15 protein-coding genes and 2 pseudogenes are annotated in these 15,782 nt (G+C 49.1%); 5 read left to right on the top strand and 12 right to left on the bottom strand.

From position 1 onward, the window contains the following. Positions 1–203: 203 nt before the first annotated feature. Both AN477_RS07770 and AN477_RS07765 read left to right on the top strand, forming a co-directional pair. On the top strand, positions 204–566 hold the full coding sequence (locus AN477_RS07770) for a DUF6788 family protein (protein WP_054968610.1): 363 nt from the start codon (positions 204–206) through the stop codon (positions 564–566). 152 nt (positions 567–718) lie between these two features. Continuing rightward, a complete protein-coding gene (locus AN477_RS07765) occupies positions 719–2,761 on the top strand; it encodes a recombinase family protein (protein ID WP_054968609.1) in 2,043 nt (680 codons plus the stop codon). Between the two features lie 38 nt (positions 2,762–2,799). Here the strand turns inward: AN477_RS07765 and AN477_RS07760 are convergent, their stop codons facing one another. Then, positions 2,800–3,297: a reverse transcriptase N-terminal domain-containing protein gene (locus tag AN477_RS07760; RefSeq protein WP_054968608.1), complete on the bottom strand. Its 498-nt coding sequence runs from the start codon at positions 3,295–3,297 to the stop codon at positions 2,800–2,802. A gap of 747 nt (positions 3,298–4,044) precedes the next feature. On the opposite strand from AN477_RS07760, the gene AN477_RS07755 reads away from it, so the two are divergent. Beyond that, positions 4,045–4,767 (top strand): ketopantoate reductase family protein, encoded by a 723-nt coding sequence (locus AN477_RS07755; RefSeq protein WP_054968607.1) that lies wholly within the window; start codon positions 4,045–4,047, stop codon positions 4,765–4,767. Positions 4,768–4,839: 72 nt separating this feature from the next. Here the strand turns inward: AN477_RS07755 and trxA are convergent, their stop codons facing one another. The 7 genes and pseudogenes from trxA to AN477_RS07725 form a co-directional block, all read right to left on the bottom strand. After that, positions 4,840–5,157 (bottom strand): thioredoxin, encoded by a 318-nt coding sequence (trxA, locus tag AN477_RS07750; RefSeq protein WP_054968606.1) that lies wholly within the window; start codon positions 5,155–5,157, stop codon positions 4,840–4,842. Between the two features lie 19 nt (positions 5,158–5,176). Next, on the bottom strand, positions 5,177–5,752 hold the full coding sequence (locus tag AN477_RS07745; RefSeq protein ID WP_054968605.1) for a DsbA family oxidoreductase: 576 nt from the start codon (positions 5,750–5,752) through the stop codon (positions 5,177–5,179). A gap of 2 nt (positions 5,753–5,754) precedes the next feature. After that, on the bottom strand, positions 5,755–6,654 hold the full coding sequence (locus tag AN477_RS07740; RefSeq protein WP_054968604.1) for an NAD-dependent epimerase/dehydratase family protein: 900 nt from the start codon (positions 6,652–6,654) through the stop codon (positions 5,755–5,757). 27 nt (positions 6,655–6,681) lie between these two features. Continuing rightward, complete coding sequence (locus AN477_RS07735; protein WP_054968603.1) at positions 6,682–7,173, bottom strand: OsmC family protein; 492 nt, start codon at positions 7,171–7,173, stop codon at positions 6,682–6,684. 51 nt (positions 7,174–7,224) lie between these two features. Further along, on the bottom strand, positions 7,225–7,998 hold the full coding sequence (locus tag AN477_RS07730) for an SDR family NAD(P)-dependent oxidoreductase (protein WP_054968602.1): 774 nt from the start codon (positions 7,996–7,998) through the stop codon (positions 7,225–7,227). Between the two features lie 137 nt (positions 7,999–8,135). Next, positions 8,136–8,303: pseudogene (locus tag AN477_RS23700) on the bottom strand (EamA family transporter); the annotation flags it as partial. A gap of 398 nt (positions 8,304–8,701) precedes the next feature. Next, a complete protein-coding gene (locus tag AN477_RS07725) occupies positions 8,702–9,988 on the bottom strand; it encodes an IS110 family RNA-guided transposase (protein WP_211265976.1) in 1,287 nt (428 codons plus the stop codon). A 237-nt stretch (positions 9,989–10,225) separates the two neighbouring features. Here AN477_RS07725 and AN477_RS25660 point away from each other — a divergent pair. Beyond that, positions 10,226–10,366: pseudogene (locus tag AN477_RS25660) on the top strand (winged helix-turn-helix domain-containing protein); the annotation flags it as partial. A 141-nt stretch (positions 10,367–10,507) separates the two neighbouring features. Then, positions 10,508–10,879, top strand: coding sequence for a hypothetical protein (locus tag AN477_RS25405; RefSeq protein WP_245631759.1), 372 nt, complete (start codon positions 10,508–10,510; stop codon positions 10,877–10,879). 869 nt (positions 10,880–11,748) lie between these two features. Here AN477_RS25405 and AN477_RS07710 read toward each other — a convergent pair. The 4 genes from AN477_RS07710 to AN477_RS07695 form a co-directional block, all read right to left on the bottom strand. Next, positions 11,749–12,435: a TVP38/TMEM64 family protein gene (locus AN477_RS07710; protein ID WP_083486066.1), complete on the bottom strand. Its 687-nt coding sequence runs from the start codon at positions 12,433–12,435 to the stop codon at positions 11,749–11,751. 431 nt (positions 12,436–12,866) lie between these two features. Next, positions 12,867–13,196 (bottom strand): hypothetical protein, encoded by a 330-nt coding sequence (locus AN477_RS07705; RefSeq protein WP_054968597.1) that lies wholly within the window; start codon positions 13,194–13,196, stop codon positions 12,867–12,869. Positions 13,197–13,900: 704 nt separating this feature from the next. Continuing rightward, positions 13,901–14,620: a hypothetical protein gene (locus AN477_RS07700; RefSeq protein WP_054968596.1), complete on the bottom strand. Its 720-nt coding sequence runs from the start codon at positions 14,618–14,620 to the stop codon at positions 13,901–13,903. Between the two features lie 504 nt (positions 14,621–15,124). Then, positions 15,125–15,782, bottom strand: a 658-nt coding sequence (locus AN477_RS07695; protein ID WP_054968595.1) for a ThiF family adenylyltransferase, incomplete at its 5' end; no start/stop codon positions are given.

The following is a 15,782-nucleotide window of genomic DNA, read 5'->3' as shown; positions in this document are numbered from 1 at the left end:
GGATCGTAAAAGCCTATAGCAAAAAATGGATGATGCTACCTGCTTATTCACCAGTTGTCTTGTTTCAGCGTTCATGCCGAAAATGATAAAAACTAAATATTCAGACCGCGTTAATGCAACGCTAGTGTCAAAACCTAGATGATTCCTCTAACTCAACAACGAATTTAATTGACAATTCCAAATCAAGGAGGTAATTTCTTAGTATGAATACTACTGATAAGAATAAGTCACCTAGAAGATTGAAGTCTGTTCCTTCTCAAGAACTTAAAGAACGAAAGCTCCAACTGTTAAAGGTGTTACCACCAATGGACCAGGTTCTTCGTGGTTCGCTCATCACCCGGCATGTGAAGTGTGGCAAGCCAACTTGTCACTGCGCTACTGGCGTGGGCCATGCAAGCTTGTACTTGTCTTCTTTCTACCATGGGAAAACGCAGATGGATTACGTTCCTGCAGCCTGGGAGCAACGGGTACGAACCGGGCTCGAAAATTATGAGGTCGCACAGGACATTCTCTCGGAACTGACTGAGCTCAATCTAGAACTACTTCGACGCCGGGATAACGGATAGTTCGTCGGCCGAGTCGGAGGGGATGTCTGTGTCCAGTTCAGCATTAGCCGCATTGGTCGGAAACGACGCGCAAAGCTTGGACGAGCTCATTACAGTCGTGGCCGGGATGGTGCGTTCATGCCTTGCGGCAATGCATGGGGAGGAACAAATTCATGACGACAACACCGTCGAAAGTTCACCCAGAGCACCTGAACAGACTAGCAATTGTGTACATCCGTCAGTCGAGCCTAGCCCAAGTTCGGTTTCACCGGGAGAGTACGGAACGCCAGTATGCCCTACAGGAGAAGGCTCTGAGTCTGGGATGGACTCCGGAGCAAATTCAAGTCATCGACGAGGACCTCGGCATCTCAGGGTCTGGCCGTTCTCAGCGCTTGGGCTTCCAGAACCTCGTAGCTCAAGTATCTCTTGGCGAAGTTGGAGCAATCTTTGGCCTGGAGATTTCTCGCTTGGCACGTTCTTCAGCGGACCTGCTGCGACTCCTCGAGCTATGCGGCCTATTCAACACAATCGTAGTGGATGAAGATGGCATTTACGACCTGCGAGATTTCAATGACCGATTAATTCTCGGCTTTAAAGGAACTATGAGCGAGGCAGAACTGCATTTCTTGCGCGCTCGGTTAATCGGTGGCAAAAAGAACAAGGCGAAAAAAGGTGAGCTCCGCTTTCCGCTGCCTGTCGGCTATGTTTACGACGTAAATGCACAGACAGTTTTGGACCCTGACGAAGAAGTTCAAACAGCCATTCACAATGCGTTTCGTGCATTTCGCACGACAGGCAGCGCCTACGGTGTAGTTCGGTTCTTTGCCCAAAATGGCCTTCGGTTTCCAAAACGAGCCTACGGAGGTACGTGGGCCGGACAACTCGTTTGGGGAACTCTAAACCACACCCGAGTTCTAGGGGTGCTGTACAATCCTGCGTACACCGGCGCATACGTGTTTGGGCGGTACCGCGACCAGAAGCGTGTGAATCCACAAGGGTTGTTTATTCATCATACCGTGCGTCTCCCTCGCGAACAGTGGGAGGTCTTCATTCCAGACCATCATCCGGGATACATCACATGGGAGGAATACGAAAGGAACCTCAAACAACTACGTTCGAACCGTACTAACCTCGAGAAAAGCGGTCCCGCACGAGAGGGCACGGCTTTGCTTCAAGGACTCGTTATATGCGGAAAATGCGGACGTCGCATGAGTGTACGCTACACCAACAACGGTGGAATTTCTCCACACTACGAATGCAAAGGACGGTGGGAACACGGTCGCCGGGCCACCTGCACTACTGTGCCGGCGCTGAAAATTGACCAGGCTATCTCAGAGCGCCTATTGCAGGCAATACGACCTGCCGAACTAGAGCTTGCCCTACAGGTAATGGACAAACTACTTCATGAAGAAGATGAGGCAGACAAGGGCTGGAAGTTATCCCTCGAGCGAGCACAGTACGAAGCAGACCGGGCAGAGAGACAGTACCAACAGGTCGAACCAGAGAATCGACTGGTAGCACGTAGTCTTGAGGCGAGGTGGAATGAAAAGCTTACCGAAATGGCACAACTTCAAGAACAGTACACCCAGTATGTGGCCCGCCGTAGTTGGCGCCCTACTGAACACGATAAGATGGAAATCCTGAGTCTTGCGAAAGAACTACCTCGAATTTGGTCCAAGCCATCCACTACACCAAAAGACCGGAAGCGAATCCTTCGTTTACTAATTGAAGACGTCACCATATTCGCTGAACCGAGGAATCCGGATGTCCGACTTGGCTTGCGGTGGCGCAATCAGCATTGCGAAGAACTCTGGGTTCGTAAGCCGTTACCGCCACACATGGCGACCAAACATTCACCTGAAACTGCTGAACTCATTCGCAGACTCGCCGAAGCAATGACAGATCACCAAATTGCTGCCCATTTGAACGAATCAGGTATGCGCACTCCAGATGGCAGACTTTTCACCGTCGACTCTATCCAGTGGATTCGCCATGTGTACGGGATTCGTGGATATGCTTCACTCCATAGAGGTCTCACAGTAAAAGAGGTAGCCGAGCGTTTCAACGTTAGTCCAGGCGTGGTTTACTACTGGCTTAATCGCGGGATTTTGACTGCGGAAAAAGTCGCTCCAGGCTGGCCATGGGACATTCACCTCGATGAGCAGAAGGAGCTTGAGCTCCGAGAGAGAATCCAGAATTCAGGCCATTTAAATTAGATGTTCTCGGCTTAAATGTGTCACTAGCTCTCAAATTCCTAAACCCTGTTGGGAGGCATGCAGTATGAATTCACCGTCGGAATTCCGAGCGGCCTTTGTTTGCCATTCTTCTTCCTGATATATACACGGCGGACGGGAAGCGGTCTTTTTCTGAGATTCAGTAGTGTGAGCAATTCCTTACGGGTTTCTGTGGTTAGGTACGTTTTCCCATCGACCCCAGGGGTTTTCCGTCCACTGTTCTCCTGTGTAACAGCACGAATGGCTAGCATTTTGGTATGTTGACTGTTGCGGATGAGCCACTTGTAATGGCGGATGGCTTTACGGTTTCCGTATTCGACTGCGTTTGCTAGTTGTCGCTGCAACCGAGAGACGTGGCGCTCGATTTCTTCCCAGTCAGTCCATGTTTCCAGTGAGCTTGCTTCCGCCGAGGTTTCTTGAGCCTCAAGCCATGCGCGCATCACCTTGTCATCGATGGACGAGGTTGAAGTCTTACGTTTGGAACCTGTTGGCTCGCTTATTGCGGTTGGACGGTTCATAACAGGTTCCCCTTTCGTACCTCTGCCGAGTGAGTCCTAGCTGGATGACCATGGGTAAGTCAGCACGCTTTCGCGTCGGGGCATTAAGTTTCAGCACCAAGTGCCGCCCCTATCCATCCCATTACAGAATGGCGTTTGCTTACTACCCACTCCGTTACCTCCTGGGGCGTTCCGTCTCTCTTACGATTGACCTACTGCTTACGCAGACCTCATGAGGCTTACCTTGTTGCATTGGCAACCCTTTGTTGAAATGTTTAGGTGTCCTGACTTCTGCGGTAGCGCTCGGAATTGTGAACTGACAAGGTGAAAGTGCCAGCTCCCGCTACATGCCTTTTGGCCCAGCGTAAACAGGGCGTTTCGCTAGTAGATGCTGACGCAGTTTATAAGGGATTCAACTATCGCTTCACCATGCATTTCTAGCCTAGCTCCGGCCCGAATTGCCCTTTCAGGACGCGGCTACATTGTCCCATGAGCTTCAAAAGACGGCGTTACCACCATCCCTTGTCATGGTAGGCTCGCACTCACAATTCTAAGTGGGTGGATTTGCACCACATGATTACCAATACCCTCAAGTCGCACTTCACCATGCATCTGTAACCTAGCTCCGGACCGAATTCCCCTATCGGACACGGCTACATTGTCCCGTGAGCTTCGCAAGGTGGCGTTACCACCATCCCACGTCACGGTAGGTTCGCGGTCGCAGTTCTGACCGGATGGGTTCTCACCATATGATTATCGACAACTTTCATGTCGCAAACCGTCGACGCAATAGAACAGCCAGACGTTGTGATTGTGGCCTTAAAAAACTACCACCTCGAAGGTGCTTTACCAGAAGTCCGAAGTTTGGTTGAAAAGGGTGCGAAAGTCTTACCATTGTTGAACGGCGTGCAGCATATGGATGGATTGGTTCAGGAATTTGGTCAAGATGCAGTATTAGGCCTTGATTCCGATGGGAACGTGATTCACACAAGTCCAATGCACGATATTGTCTTTGGGTCTCTTGCATCATCCGATGAGACATTATTGGAGGACCTCGAATCTGCCTTCAAGCAGAGCGGTGTGAATGTGCGCGTAAGCAAGTCAATTATGGTTGATATGTGGCAGAAATTCATTTTTCTCACATCGTTAAGCAGCATCACTGCCAGCATACGAAAACCCATTGGCCCCATTTTAAGTGACGTTGTATCGAAGGCGTTTCTTGAAGACTTGATTCAGGAGATCATCTCTGTGGGTGAGGCAAAACAAGTACGTTTACCTGCAGACGCTTTTGAACAAGTCATGAATAAGCTCAATAGTATATCGCCTTCCATGACCTCTTCACTCCACCGTGACCTGGAAAAGGGGTTACCGCTTGAAATTGACAGTCTACAAGGTGCTGTCCTTGAGATGGCCCAGCCTTATGAAGTCAAAACACCTTGCGTACGATCCGTTTATGCGCTGCTTCATCCCTACCGAGAAGGGGCCAAGTAATCAAGTGAACCGACCTTCGAAAAGGGCAGCAGGAACGTTTTCGAGCGTTCACTGCTGCCTTGTTTAATAGCCTTATAGAACGTGAGCCAGCTGTGAAAGCAAATCCGCCTTGGGGCGATATCCCACAATCTGCTTCACAACTTCGCCGTTCTGAAACAGTAATAGGGTTGGAATGCTCATAATACCAAATTGCTGCGCAGTTTGCGGATTCTCATCCACATCAAGTTTCCCAACTACGAGCTTATCTTGGTATTCGTCCGAAACCTCTTCAAGGACTGGTGCCATCATTTTACACGGGCCACACCATGTTGCCCAAAAGTCAACAAGCACCGGTATATCTGATTGCACGAACGAATTGAAATCTACATCTGTCACTTTTTGTGTTGCCACGACAATTCCTCCTTTTGTGTTATCCCTCAATCAGGGCCTTGATTTGATCAACACTTTGAACGCCCATAGCGCCCCTGTTTTCAACAATGATACACGGGATGCCTGTTACGCCAATTTCCTCCGCCAATCGTTCATCCTCAAGCACTTTATCTCGATACCTCCGACTCTCTACTGCTTCACGAAATGCGCCTGGGTCAAGACCAATCGACGTCGCAACGTCCACCAGGGTGTCGATATCGTCGACGTTCCTTCCATCCTTGAATTGAGCGACAAACATCGCCTCATGATATTCCTGCGCCTTGCCATACTCCTCGGCAAATTTGGCTCCCTCGTGGGCTCGACGAGACGCCTTGCTCTTCCCGCTGAGAGACATTTCGAGACCATACTGCTTTGCTAAAGCTTCAACACCGGCTTTTACCCGTTCCATGTACTCAGATGGTTTCGGTGGTACGTCTACCCCCTCTGGGCGGAGTTCGAAGGCCCTCCACTCAATTTCGAGTCCTTGTTCCTTTGCCACTTCATCCAACGGTTGCTTGCCGATATAGCAAAACGGGCACAGAAAATCCGAGAACACCGTAATTTTGGGCTTTATCATTGTCACTCCTTCAATCCCAATCTCATCGCTGACTCATGAACCATGTCAGGAATGGAGTCCCGGACGTCTGGAAACTCGAACCCTAATGCCTTCGCCTTTGCGTTCGACAACTTCCAGGTCCACGGGAACATCGCATATGGCGACAGCGGACGCTCTTTGTCCCCATGCCTACCAACATGGAACTGTGGTGTCGTTCCGAATTGCTTGCCTATCTCCCGGCTGAAGTCCTGGATGCTCAGGTAACCCGTATTTCCTGCGTTGATTGGACCTGTGTAATCGGTCTTTGTACCGAGGAATCGGAGAAACGCAGCGACATCCCAAGCCGTCACATACGTGATGGGATGTTCGGTCTCGAAAACGCCTATCGATTCGTCATGAGCTACATGGCTCACGTAATAATCAACACGCCCGGTATAATCGTCACCTGAGACGACCATCGCTACACGCACAGCGACGACTGGAAACGGAGCGTGTTGAAAGAAATAGGCCTCCGCCTGGCGTTTGCCTTCGTCATAGCTGTACTGCTCTGCAGCGAGATCGTACGCATAATTGTCCGGTCGAAAATCCTCTTCCGTTATCTCATCGTCCTTGTGGCCGTATACTGCCATGCTCGAAGTAAAGATGTATCGACCGATCCGTTTGCCAAACACATCCACTGATATCTTCGCTTCTCGGGGATTGAAGCAAATTTGGTCATAAACTACATCATAGGATTGTTTTGCAAAGGCTCGCTTCATTGATTCAGCGTCCGTACGGTCAATCTGGATCCGCTTCACCGCATCGCCAAAGTCATCCTCTGTGTTTCCACGTGTGGCTACCGTGACGTCGTGACCATCCACAATCAAGAGGTGGACCAAACGACGTCCAAAATACTTTGTACCGCCCAGCATCAATATCTTCATCTAATCACACCTCGTGTTGTAGTTGCTTCAACAGTTTCCGTCGACATCACATGCCATGCCCTGCGACATCATGTTGATGAACGACTTCTTTTCCCATCGACTTTCTATTTCCACACCCGCAGCCTCAATCAATGTGAATACAGGGCATTGTTTCTCCACAGCTTCCCGCAACTGCAGTATACGCTCAGGTGTCTCACAAGTTTGTACTCGGGCGATAGTCGTCACCTTTTGAAAGTACGGTTGGATACCAGGTTCCCCAGCGAGCCCACGTGGGTCAAGCACACCCTCAACATCAAATTCGATCCCATGCAACTCAAAATCCAACTTCTTTGCAACGCCTTGAGCGATAACTTCTTCACAACCTGCCAGCGCACCCAGAAGATATTCCAAAGGGCTGGCTCCAACGTTTGTTCCGCCCATCGAGGTCGGCTCATCTATGGTGAACGAATGACCTTTTGTCGTCACATCTGTGCGTTTGCCGGTGCCCTTCGCCCGGATAGCAATCGAAAGCTCTGCCATGCATGAACGTCTCCCTTCGCACCATTCTCATTCAGTACCGAACCCTGTGTATTACATCCCGAAATGCGTGGTTCCCCCATCGACAAACAGGTTCTGACCTGTGACATACCCGGCGCCGTCCGAACTGAAAAACACCACTGGGGCCACTAACTCTTCCAGTTGCCCAAGCCGTCCCATCGGAGTACGACGTTCCAAGGCAGTACGGAATTCTGCGTTATCCAAGGCTGCTGCGTTCAGTGAAGTTCTGAAAAACCATGGACTGATGGCATTGACAGTGACACCGTCTTTCGCCCATTCGTTGGCAAGCTGTCGTGTCAAATGAACGACACCTGCTTTACTCGGTCCATATGGAGTTCCATAAGCGAGTGTCAGTTCGGAAGCAACTGACGCCACATTGATGATTCTGCCGTATTTTCTTTCGACCATGTGGCTTCCCACAGCCTGCGACATCAAGAATACGGACTTAAAGTTCGTATCCATCACCTGATCCCACTCTGCTTCCGTCAATTCGAGTGCGCCGTGGCGAACCGATGTTCCCGCATTGTTGACCAAGATGTCGATTTTCCCTAAATGTTCAATGACCTGTGAAACAGTCTGTTGTACCGATTCCTTATTTGTCACATCGCAGGAACCGGCCCATGTGTTTCGACCAGTTGCTTTCTTTATCTCATCGGCTGCTACATTCACTTGTCTCTCTGTTCGAGAAACAAGTGCCACATCAGCGCCGGCGAATGCCAACCCTTCCGCTAATGCTCGTCCTATTCCACGCCCCGCACCTGTTATGAGGGCAACCTTTCCTGCAAGAGAAAAATTGGCTGTATACATCCATTCACCCCTCCTGTCGTCATAGACGACTGAGTAAATCACATTACTACCATATTGTAAGTTGCTTTATGTTTGTATGTCTGTAAGACATCTTACAGACGATGGTCCATCGCAAGCCGGTTCAATTGAATCCCCCACTACCGCAGTTTTGGCTCTGGCCAGTTTACGAGGAAAATCCCGAGAAATATAAAAATACCTCCAACAATAACTCCCCAAGTGATGCGTTCCCCTAGTAGGAGCCAACCTGAAATCACCCCAAAGAAAGGAGCAAGGAACAAAAATGCACTCATTTTTCCTGCATCTCCCACTTAGAATTAATGTTTTCTTCTATTTACTCTCTCATTCTCACGATTACGCACCTTGACAGTTTGAGAAGCTTTACCAGAATGTCAGATGTGCCAATTTTCAAACGGGTACTCCGTTACAGGAACAGAGATTGGCGTCATTTTACCAATACATGGAACACAAATATGTTCGCACCTTTGGATGTCCACACGTTCCCTTGCGGTTTACCCTCCCATGTCACACTGGGTCTATGCCCTTACATTCCTTCGTACTACCTCTCAAGGGGTGGATGCCGTTTCTTGCTCCTAAACTGGGTCGTTGCCCTTATGGTGTAGATACTACGGCTTATCCGTGCTTCTGTTTGTCATGGTGTTCATCGTGTGCAAGCGAGTAAATCGAACAAGCGAGTTTGAATCGGTTAAGCTGCCATCTGTAGTTGGGACTTCCGAAGCGGTCCCAGTAAATCCTCAGCGTTGTACGAAACTTGCTTTGTCCCCAATGTGTGTAGAACGCGAATGAGTTTTCCACACAGTGCAATCAGTGATTGTTTCTTCTTCAAGGGATTGTACGTTCGTGTCGTGTAGTACTCGTGTAGTGCCTTGAACTCAGCATTCTTGGACACCATCGGTAATATCGCTCGAAAGAGTAGTGCCCTGAGCCGGGAGCGACCACGCTTGGAGATGCCTGTTTTCCCTTTCCTCTTGCCAGAACTGTTCTCTTTGAGATTCAGCCCAGCAAGCCGGATGATTTGCTGTCCATGGTCATATCCCTTCAGGTCGCCGACTTCAGCTAAGAACCCTGCCAGCGTTGTGACACCCATCCCTGGTACACTCAGCATTTCTTGAGTGCCTGGAATCTGACTGAGCAGTTGCTCTACTTGCACCATGATTTCATCACGCTGCCGAGTGAACATCTCATACTGTTCTAGCAAAGCCGTTAGTTCCAACCGAGCAGCCGTAAGTCCCTCTTTAAGACCAATCGACCTTTCAGCGGTACTGACAAGTCGTTGGGCTCGCTTCATACCGACAGCCCGCTTTATTCCGCCACTTTTCCACTGACTCACAATCCCACTGGCGCCTAGTGAGACGAGCTGCTGTGGAAAAGGGCACTGACGTAGCGTAATGAGAGATGCTTTGCCTTCCCAGTCCTTAAACACCTCGGTGTATTCCGGAAAGAACCGGTCGAGCCAGTTCTGAATCCGCCGCTGTACCTGACCTAGATTCACCATGACCTTTTCTCTCAGATTCATGAGGATTCGCAAATCCGCATAGATACCTGTTGGGAGTTTAGGCTCGGTGTACTTACCATCTTTCACGAGATTCGCAATGACCTTGGCATCCTTGTAGTCGTTCTTCGTAGGCGAGTTATCCTCCAACTCCTTGCTCTTGTTGACGTGGTGCGGATTCACAAGCACGAATCGAACGTTTAAGTCTTGCATGAAGGCACCTAACGGGAACCAGTAGTGCCCGGTTGGCTCAACACCAAAGACGACATCCGTCTTGCCGTGGAGCCGTTGCAACTCCTTCATCCACGTTACGAGTTTCGTCAGACCCTTATCGTCATTGCTGAAAACACACTCTTTACCCAGCTCAATCCCACGGAAGTCAATGGCTCTCGCCACATGTGTTTGCTTAGCAATGTCAGCCCCCACAATGATGGTAGCGTCGGTAATTTGTTGAATTCGTTGATTTTGCTTCTGTTGCATCTTATACTTCACGTTGAGCGTCCTCCTCAATTAGGGAATGAATGTGTCTGCATTCGGAACCCAGCATACAGGAGGCGCTCTTTTTGTTTCAAACCCGAAATTAATTCATTACAGGAATGGCTCCTCAATGATTGTAACTCGAAATCATTTCGTCTATCATCGAAGTATGGATTACCATAGTAACGAACGGAGGGGGTTATCCTGTCATTTACACCTGACATCTCACAAATCGCTGGCTTGCTTGCTGATCCGTCTCGATCAGCCATGCTCATCAGCCTTTTGGACGGCAGGCCACAAACTGCCACGGAACTTGCTCGACACGCTCAAATCACACCTCAGACTGCCAGTGCACACTTATCGAAATTGGTGTCAGGCAATCTCATTACCAAAGAGGTTCAGGGGAGATACCGCTACTTTCGATTAATAAATCCAAATGTTGCACATGCCATTGAATCTTTGATTGCCATCTCGTCACCATCGCAAGTTCGCTCCCTTCGAGATTCCGATGAAGAGCAGTCTTTGAGAAAGGGACGTACGTGCTATGACCACCTTGCCGGGAAACTTGGGACAGAATTGGCGAAGGCTCTCCATGATAAAGGGTACATTGAAAGTTCTGCTGGAGACTACAACCTTACCGACCATGGGCTAAAGTTCTTTACTGACTTTGGAATCGACATTGCAAAGGTGAGGCTCCGCCGTCGGAAGTTCATTCATCCATGTTTGGATTGGAGTGAACGTACGCCACACATCGGTGGAGCCTTAGGGGCTGCATTGTTGGACCGAATTACTGAACTTGGGTGGATCGAGAAGCGACCATTTAACCGGGCAATCCGTGTTACGGCGGAAGGTAAGAAGGGGTTTCACAAGAACTTCAACTTGCTAGTCGATTAGTCAACAACAAATACCTTGAATCACATACTTCTCACTACGATCGATGTTTTCGCCCCACTATAAGAGCATCGTGAGGCGAACGAAAGTATGCAAAGGACGTTTGATCGCTTAGGAATCGCTGTCCGCAGCGCTACAATAAGTTACCTTTTACCTGTGAGAGCAAAGGGGCCGAAGTTCATACCGTCCTTTGGAAGTTGGCCGTATGCATGTGAAATTACTTGAACCGACGAATCGGGAATCACCATGGGCTTGCTTCATTCAAGGCAATGAGGAAGCGAAATGGGTTGCATTCGTTTTTATGAGGATACTCTACGCACTAACGCTTGTGGACACAGACTGATAATACATGCATCTAGCCGCAAAATCGGGGAGTATTGTGGATTGATGTAAAAACCCAAAACCAAAGATTCATTACCACAGCAGCAATTTCCCTATGCAGCACCCAGACTTCTTCGAGCAAACAATTAGCTACCGGGTCCCACCACTTTTCGATGAAGTCGGCAAATATGACGGGAGTGTGAAAATTGACCGCACCAAGGGGGAAGTTTCTGCAAAATGTTATAAGGAACCAATGAATATTTTGGCTCTGAACCTGCTAAACGACATTGCGAGCAGAAAACGATCAGTTGAAGAGGCCTGGATGTTCTATGTCGAGCAAGCAGTGCAATTCAATATTCATCACAAATCTTCATCATAGACCACAAGATTACTATTCCAAATCCCCACAAACACGGCCGATCCGGATAAGACTGTCATTGACATGCAAGGACAGGTCGACGGACCACCGCAACAACACCGTAGTGAATGACTTGTACTGTAAATTCAGGATGCGGCACAAAAATCGTCTAACGTGGTTTTGACTTATCAAGCTATTCCTTTCCAAACCCTTTGTATTTCTTGCGCAGCTTTAATCTAATTACCAGTCCAACAAGCAGAGCAATACCAACAATCGTGAGCCCTACCACTGCATACTTCTCACCCACCGCGCTCTGGTACAGGACGGATATTAGAATTTCCATTGGTAATATGCCTAATCCGGTTGTCCAGGTGAAATCCCAAAATGTCATTTTGGTTAACCCGGATGCATAATTCAACGCATTGAACGATACCAGCGGAATTAAGCGTAAAATGAGGACACCTTTCAAGCCCTCACTTTCAAAAAACGTATCAAACCGTTCAAGGAGGCGTTTAGGGACAAATCGATTCACAATGGGACGTCCAAACCATCGGGCCAAGAAATATGATAGATATGCCCCTAACATCGCACCAATCCAGGCGTATACGAGACCAAGTACAGGACCAAATATGACAACATCACTGATTGAGATTACCTCTGCTGGTACAAACGTCACACTGTGTAAGACCATGAGTGCGATTAAGGCAATCGGTCCCCATGGCCCCAGCGAGCGAACGTACGCCCGTAGGTCATTTATTGTTTTTAAACTAAACATATGAAGGAATAGAGCTCGTAATGGAGGATCTAGGAGCACCAACAACGCGGCAATCAAAATCACTATAAAGATAACCCACGATGTCGCTCGTCTTCTCGTTCTCAAATTTGTGCCCCCACTCGTGATCCTTGACTTATTTAAAATACTTATGTATTACGTTCATCAGTTCCTTCGAGATGCCGCTCTGTTTGCATGGCAATGTTGAATTGTGAAAGTCTTTAGACCGTGTGTAGAGACAAAATCGAACGTAAGCAGGGTGGCAACTCCACTTGGCCCGAGTCCGCGTCGGCAAACAAAGATGCGTGTGCGTGATCGTCTTCCCACCATAGTTTCTGACTAGGTCGCCTGACGTCCCTCATACTTTCCACCCCGTAACAGGCCCGGCAAGTCGTGCCGACCAAAGAGACATGCTGGCCCACCCAATAACACTCGGTTGCCTTAAGGTAAGACTTATGAATTTATGGACAAAAGACGTTCTGGGCAGATCCATATATATGCAGTTATAAACCTTAGTGGAGGTCATCTGGGCGGCAACGTTACGATTCATCAACCGCCCCTGCTGATGACTCAGTTTCGGCGGCTCGGAGCCGTTGCAAATGTGTCGCTAACTTGTCGGCGTCCGGTACAACCTTCTGGCTGAACAGCTCCCCATTTATGAGTACGGCTGGCGCTTGGCGAGCACCGACCCGCCAAGCCTCGCCGATGTGCGTAAGCCAGGGGCGAATCGTTACGTTGTTCTCGGGAATCCCCGCCACGCGGCAAGCTTTTAGAACGGATGCAACGGTCAAATCACATTCGCGGCAGACCCAGTCCGGTATAGTGAACGGGCCTTGTCGACCCGTGATGCGGTATACCACAATTTTCAAACTATCACCTCCAACGGGCATTGGAGTCTGCATTGAGACCCAGCTTTGGCTTTATCGTGATGCCTCCGTCTTAATCGTAAACCCTTCCCTATTCCTAATCTGTAACACAGTTCACAAAACCTCGATCGTTTGACGAGTCGCCCCGGCCCACTAAGTGCTGGCACGTCTAGAATTCGCAGCACTTGACGATGACACATCAAAACGTATAACTAATGCTACAGGTTTCAGAAACTAAAGTACTGTTCGGGTTTAAGAGGGAGGCACCAGAATGGATCTCTTTATCCTCTTGCGACGCCGCTAGGACAGCCCGGACTCGAACATCTTGCGGAGGCCTACCGCAAACGGAAAACATTTCTTGAACGTCATTGCAAAATGGTTATCCCACGTTGTTGCCAACGATCGACAGAGGAGCTTTCGCTAGGAGCAGGATCTGCCATATCCCGTCCTACGGGATCCGTCCCGTTCGGTGTATAGACAGCCTTGAAGTTCAATTGGAAGGCGAGAAGGTAAGGAGCTGCGTCCGGAGTTCGCAACCGGGCGAGGAATGTTGCAACTTGCGGAGACTTTGGGGTCGACAATCACAGCCGAATACGGCTGGCATATTACAGTAAGATGCCCAGCAACAGGCCAAAATTGAGGTTGGGTTGCGCCAGAACCAGGTGAAATCTACCATAGCGTTTTGTGACCCGTAAGCAATTCCACACTTACGGTACAGAAAACGTTTTTTCAGCAATGTGGCTGACCCAACCGTCGTAATCGACCAAAATGAGTTTGGCTACATATTGCTTTCCCGGTTCGAGGGTAGGAGGTTCGGCGGGGCCCACAGAGTACGATGCGGTTTTGGTCTTCGGGTAACACCAGAAGGCCTCCCGTGTATATATCGCAACGTGTGTATTCTCACCAGTCTCATCTTCGACGGCGAGAAAGTAAATCATCGGGTCATGCTTTTCAGCACGCGGCCACGCGAAAAGGACGTTTCGGAATGTCGTCGCTTCTATTTCGAGAAGTGCGGAATCGCAGATGGTCGCCGGCTTCACGGTAATTGTCGGTGAGGACAGGTGTCTGCCATTTGCGGTTACGCCCACCATTTTGTAGCGCATTCCATTTTGGGCGCAGGGTAATGAAAGGCGCGACACAACGGACCCCGAGAAGTTTTCCATGGGGTTAGATGTCTCGTGCACCCACTGCCTTGCCTCGCGCAACAGCACCGCGTGATTCCGATGACCCGTTTTCGGCGTGTATATGATTGCGACACTGTTGTCCTCATTGCGCAATCCGCAGGCAATAATCTCATTGTTACCGTATATTCGAACGATAGGGCGCGCGATAAAACCAACGTACCGGGTCATCCAGCGCATGTTCCACACCATAACGCGCATCAAGAAATGGTGCATGCCGTCGTTCGTTGTTTCTGAGGTATCCATGCTGTAATCTCTCCCCAACGTGACGCGGAATTACTAAGTTCATGTCTAGCTTAACACTAAATAAATTCTGGATGAACTGTACCTCAAGCTGACGTCAGGGAATCATCTATGGAATTTCCCGGTACTTCACCCCAGATTCGTTAGTACATTGAATTTCATAATACTTGATGGTCTGAAAAGTCAGAGAGGAGCTGCGATGGGGAGCTCCTCTCTGAGGTGGGACAGTTCTACCTTCGTTTTAGACTTCGACCACTAAATCCCTAAAATAAAACAGCTGTGTGATTCTGCTCGTATTTGTCGGGTGTTTATTTGCTAATTTTGGGAATCCTGTTAGTTGATTTGCCGGAACCTGTCGGAAGCACATCATGTGCGATTTAAATGCAAAACAAATTCGATCCTTTTCCTTCTACTCTCTGTTATTAGCATAAATTACTCGACGATTCTTAGAAAAAGAGTGAACATACACAGTGCGCTGTATCACTGACTGTGACCGTGCCTCCAAAGTCATATGGACACCTCCAACATTTGCTCAATCGCCGGTTCGCTCCGTATCCAGCCTTTACGAGCCTCGAAAAACGTCCGGTGATGAAGTATCGTGCCATCCACAAGCAATGTGTGCAGATAAAGAAGTACCGCTGTGGCTGCCATGAGGTTTGTGAACAACCTTTGGGGGTTGGACACCACAACCTCACCGCAAGATACTTCAGTTGGCAATTGATCCGGTTCAATTAGATCAGGGAACACCTCACCGGGAAAGGGCAAGACATCCCTTCCATTCACCCGGACACCGACGACAACCTGGCCTTCCCAGCCTGAATTCTTGATGGCTGCCAGTTGATAGCGGTCAACATGGTTTGGATCGTTTGGAACCGTTACAGCACTGTTCCCACTATCTACATACACCACATGACGCAACTCATGTAATTTTTCGTGAAGTAGCCGTCGTGTAGACCCGTTATCCACAGCCCCAATCACAATATTACCGTCTTCAACTCCGATCTCCTTAAGATTTGATTCCGCCGTGAGATACTCCGGGTACGCTGCAATATCAATCCCATAGGCTCGCGAATACCGCTCGGCTAGGACCTCAGCCTTCTTTCGACCGATATCCTGTTCCAAGAAATATTGACGAAGCAGGTTCTTCTGCTCAACCACATCCCCA

Origin of the sequence: Paenalicyclobacillus ferrooxydans, assembly GCF_001399675.1 — a bacterium.
In the GTDB taxonomy this organism is placed as follows: Bacteria; Bacillota; Bacilli; order Alicyclobacillales; family Alicyclobacillaceae; genus Alicyclobacillus_B; species Alicyclobacillus_B ferrooxydans.
This window is presented reverse-complemented; position numbering and strand designations above follow the sequence as displayed.

What these genes read in the sequence shown, in the direction of transcription:
- AN477_RS07770 (WP_054968610.1), top strand. Translation starts at nt 204, where the DNA reads ATGAATACTACTGATAAGAATAAGTCACCTAGAAGATTGAAGTCTGTT.
- AN477_RS07765 (WP_054968609.1), top strand. Translation starts at nt 719, where the DNA reads ATGACGACAACACCGTCGAAAGTTCACCCAGAGCACCTGAACAGACTA.
- AN477_RS07760 (WP_054968608.1), bottom strand. Translation starts at nt 3,297, where the DNA reads ATGAACCGTCCAACCGCAATAAGCGAGCCAACAGGTTCCAAACGTAAG.
- AN477_RS07755 (WP_054968607.1), top strand. Translation starts at nt 4,045, where the DNA reads ATGTCGCAAACCGTCGACGCAATAGAACAGCCAGACGTTGTGATTGTG.
- AN477_RS07745 (WP_054968605.1), bottom strand. Translation starts at nt 5,752, where the DNA reads ATGATAAAGCCCAAAATTACGGTGTTCTCGGATTTTCTGTGCCCGTTT.
- AN477_RS07740 (WP_054968604.1), bottom strand. Translation starts at nt 6,654, where the DNA reads ATGAAGATATTGATGCTGGGCGGTACAAAGTATTTTGGACGTCGTTTG.
- AN477_RS07735 (WP_054968603.1), bottom strand. Translation starts at nt 7,173, where the DNA reads ATGGCAGAGCTTTCGATTGCTATCCGGGCGAAGGGCACCGGCAAACGC.
- AN477_RS07730 (WP_054968602.1), bottom strand. Translation starts at nt 7,998, where the DNA reads ATGTATACAGCCAATTTTTCTCTTGCAGGAAAGGTTGCCCTCATAACA.
- AN477_RS07725 (WP_211265976.1), bottom strand. Translation starts at nt 9,988, where the DNA reads ATGCAACAGAAGCAAAATCAACGAATTCAACAAATTACCGACGCTACC.
- AN477_RS07700 (WP_054968596.1), bottom strand. Translation starts at nt 14,620, where the DNA reads ATGGATACCTCAGAAACAACGAACGACGGCATGCACCATTTCTTGATG.